Source organism: Bacteroidota bacterium (assembly GCA_034439655.1).
Classification (GTDB): Bacteria; Bacteroidota; Bacteroidia; order UKL13-3; family UKL13-3; genus CANJUD01.
This window is the reverse complement of the sequence record JAWXAU010000199.1, coordinates 1-3776: the sequence shown is the minus strand read 5'-3', so window position 1 is coordinate 3776 and position 3776 is coordinate 1. Positions and strand designations below refer to the sequence as shown.

Annotated in this window: 4 protein-coding genes; 2 read left to right on the top strand and 2 right to left on the bottom strand. The window is 39.6% G+C overall.

Annotated features, from left to right (window positions below):
* Positions 1-14: 14 nt before the first annotated feature.
* Positions 15-179 (bottom strand): hypothetical protein, encoded by a 165-nt coding sequence (locus SGJ10_14695; GenBank protein ID MDZ4759372.1) that lies wholly within the window; start codon positions 177-179, stop codon positions 15-17.
* 122 nt (positions 180-301) lie between these two features.
* Positions 302-1456, bottom strand: coding sequence for a dTDP-4-amino-4,6-dideoxygalactose transaminase (rffA, locus tag SGJ10_14690; GenBank protein MDZ4759371.1), 1155 nt, complete (start codon positions 1454-1456; stop codon positions 302-304).
* A 332-nt stretch (positions 1457-1788) separates the two neighbouring features.
* On the opposite strand from rffA, the gene atpD reads away from it, so the two are divergent.
* Both atpD and atpC read left to right on the top strand, forming a co-directional pair.
* On the top strand, positions 1789-3294 hold the full coding sequence (gene atpD, locus SGJ10_14685) for a F0F1 ATP synthase subunit beta (protein MDZ4759370.1): 1506 nt from the start codon (positions 1789-1791) through the stop codon (positions 3292-3294).
* Between the two features lie 76 nt (positions 3295-3370).
* Positions 3371-3601 carry an ATP synthase F1 subunit epsilon gene (gene atpC, locus SGJ10_14680; GenBank protein MDZ4759369.1) on the top strand — a complete coding sequence of 77 codons (231 nt, stop codon included), beginning with the start codon at positions 3371-3373 and terminating at the stop codon, positions 3599-3601.
* The last annotated feature ends 175 nt before the right edge of the window (positions 3602-3776 follow it).

Here is a 3776-nt window from a genome sequence, read left to right as displayed (position 1 = left end):
TAAAACCGGAATTGTTAGTTAAGTAGTAAATAATGGCAAAAAAAATCGGCTGAAACGGTTGATTTTACTTGAAAGTATGGTTTAACTTCCGATATAATAGTCCAAAAGAAAGGGACTAATCCCCCCGCATCCCGATAATTATCGGGATTAAGCGGGGCATTCGGGATGTAGTTCGGCATTACCATTCTACAAACCAAATCTGCCACAGGCGGAGAACTATTTTAGGTTAAGAATTGGTATAAAATCCCAAATTGATGAGTACTTATCCTTGCAGCTTAATTTATGGCATATATATAGCAATTTATAACCCCAAACTCTTTCCCACATCCACCACAAACTCCACCTCACTTTCCCCCATATCATAATAGAGTGGTAATCTCAACAAACCATCAGCAAACCTTTGGCAATTGGGCAAGTTGCGGCCGTCGTGTTCGCTAGTATAAAACTCGCTTTGGTGCAATGGGAGATAATGAAATGCAGTTTGGATATTGTCCTTTTTGCAAAGAGCTATCATATTATTTCTTTGCACTATACTATCTAAGACTATATAATACATTTGTGCATTATTCGTACTATATAATGGGATAGTGGGTGTCTCAAAATTGGTGTTCGCAAGCAAACTATTATAATGATTCCAAATGCTGAGTCGTTTGTTTTGTATTTGTTCAATTTGTTCGAGCTGTGCAAGTAGAAAAGCAGCAGTAAGTTCAGAAGGGAGAAAGGAAGAGCCTATATCAACCCAACCATAACTATTGGTTTCGCCACGAATAAATTTGCTGCGGTCGGTTCCTTTTTCCCAAATAATTTCTGCACGCTCTACAAATTTCTTGTCATTAATCACGAGCAAACCACCTTCGCCACATATAATATTTTTAGTGTCATGAAATGAGAAAGCAGCCAAGTGCCCAATAGAACCAAGTGGTTTACGGCTACCATCGGTAAATATATAATAACCATCAATGGCTTGTGCCGCATCTTCTATTATATATAAGTTATGTTTGTCGGCCAACTTTATTATAGCTTCCATAATACAAGCATTGCCTGCATAATGAACGGGAACAATTGCTCTTGTTTTTGGCGTGATGAGATGTTCTAGAGTGTCAACATCCATATTTGGATGCGATGGACTGCTATCGGCAAAAACAATTTTGGCACCACGTAATACAAATGCATTTGCGGTAGAAACAAAAGTATAGGAAGGCATGATTACTTCATCGCCAGGTTTTATATCGATAAGGATGGCGGCCATTTCCAAAGCCGCGGTGCATGAATTCGTGAGCAAACAATTTTCAAATCCATATTTCTGTTTAAAAAAATCATGACAGCGTTTTGTAAATTCTCCCCCGCCCGAAATTTTGCCATTGGCCATTGCTTGGGCCATGTAGTTAGTTTCGTTTCCTGTGTAATAAGGTTTGTTAAAGGGGATTTGCAAAGTGATTTGATTTTGAGTTTGCAAATGTAAATGAAAAATTATATCATATTAAGTATCCTAAGCACAATGCTACTCACATTTGTCATGTCTCTCCTGCAAGCTTGCGGGAGAGACATTTACGATTTCAAATCTTTTGTATGTTTTTAAGCAATGTGCAATCCCTTACCCTAACAAGTTCGGCACAGGCTCTAGCCTCGTGAGGACAAACACTTTACACAATGGACACAAAGTTTTTAGCTAATTCATAGCCTATAATTATAGCAGTTAATTATTTGTTCATTTAATTTTAAACAATCCCTTGTTTTATAAGCGTTCCTTTTTTACTTTTGCGGCCTTAAAAATTAAACGAAATTTTAATGGCAAATATTGGAAAAGTAGCACAGGTAATTGGTCCTGTAGTCGATGTAAGCTTTGCTCACGTAGACGCTAAACTCCCTCGTATCTTGGATGCATTGTATGTAATAAAAGGCGATGGCACCAAAGTTATTTTGGAAACTCAGCAACATTTGGGCGAAAACCTAGTTCGCACCATCGCCATGGAAGCCACCGACGGATTGGTGCGTGGAATGGAAGTGACCGATACAGGCAAAGCGATCACCATGCCTGCTGGCGACAATGTGCGTGGTCGTTTGATGAATGTGGTAGGAGAGGCGATTGATGGACTGGCACAACCCGATGTTCCTGAATATCGCTCCATCCATAGAGATGCTCCAAAGTTCGATCAGTTAACTACTAAGTCGGAGCCATTATATACAGGTATTAAAGTAATCGACCTTTTGGAGCCTTATGTAAAAGGAGGTAAAATTGGTTTGTTCGGCGGTGCAGGTGTGGGTAAAACCGTACTCATCATGGAATTGATTAATAATATAGCAAAAGCTTATGAAGGTATGTCAGTATTTGCAGGTGTGGGTGAGCGTACCCGTGAAGGCAATGACTTGTTGCGTGAGATGATTGAATCGGGCGTTATTAAGTATGGCAAATCTTTTATAGAAAGTATGGAAAAAGGTGACTGGGATTTGAGCAAAGTTGATTTGCACGAACTAGCCCAATCGCAAGCTACCCTTGTATTTGGACAAATGAACGAACCTCCGGGAGCTCGGGCACGTGTGGCATTGAGCGGACTTTCTGTTGCTGAATATTTCCGTGATGGCGATGAGAAATCTGGCGGTCGCGATATTCTTTTCTTCGTCGATAATATTTTCCGTTTCACACAAGCAGGTTCAGAAGTTTCGGCTCTATTGGGTCGTATGCCATCGGCGGTGGGTTACCAACCTACGCTTGCCAGTGAGATGGGTGCGATGCAAGAACGTATTACTTCTACCAAACGTGGTTCTATCACCTCAGTACAAGCGGTATATGTACCTGCGGATGACTTAACAGATCCTGCTCCAGCTACAACTTTTGCCCACTTAGATGCTACTACAGTATTGAGTCGTAAAATTGCCGAGCTTGGAATTTACCCAGCGGTGGATCCTTTGGATTCTACTTCACGTATCCTTTCTCCTGCTATTGTGGGTGATGCACATTATGATTGTGCCCAACGTGTGAAAATGATTTTGCAGCGTTATAAAGAGTTACAAGATATTATAGCAATTCTAGGAATGGATGAGTTGAGCGAAGATGATAAAATGGTAGTGCACCGTGCCCGTCGTGTTCAACGTTTCTTATCGCAACCTTTCTTTGTGGCTTCGCAGTTTACAGGATTGGATGGGGTTTTGGTTTCTATCGAAGATACCATCAAAGGTTTCAATATGATAATGGATGGTGCCGTAGATGAATATCCTGAAGCAGCATTCAACTTGGTAGGAACTATTGAAGATGCGATTGAAAAAGGTAAAAAATTAATGGAGGAAGCGAAATAAGTTCGCAGTAGACAGTAAACAGTGGCTAACGCAGTTTTACTTTAGTTCACTGCCACGATTACAAAATCTAAATATTATGATATTAGAAATATTAACTCCCGATAAAGCCCTCTTCAGTGGTGAAGTGGAAAGTGTGATGTTGCCTGGTAGTTTGGGTGTATTTGAAATACTGAATAACCACGCACCCATAGTTTCTCGTTTGAAAGCAGGAACTGTGAAAATAACAAGTAAAGAAGGCATTCAGAATTTTGAAATAAAAGGAGGTATTGTTGAAATGTTGGACAATAAGATTGTGGTATTAGCTTAATAATTACCTACAGCGAATAATTTTAATTAGTATATAAAAGCAGCTCGAAAGGGCTGCTTTTTTTGTTATATGAATATATTATACCGAAACTCAATAGACCTCTTTCATAATTCAAATAAGAAAAGCCAAATTATAACGGACACTTTATTTTATTGTAGTATCGCTCGCCGCGAAC

Bases quoted from the DNA above. Each gene is read 5' to 3' on its own strand.
- SGJ10_14695 (MDZ4759372.1), bottom strand. From the start codon at position 179: ATGCCGAACTACATCCCGAATGCCCCGCTTAATCCCGATAATTATCGG.
- atpD (MDZ4759370.1), top strand. From the start codon at position 1,789: ATGGCAAATATTGGAAAAGTAGCACAGGTAATTGGTCCTGTAGTCGAT.
- atpC (MDZ4759369.1), top strand. From the start codon at position 3,371: ATGATATTAGAAATATTAACTCCCGATAAAGCCCTCTTCAGTGGTGAA.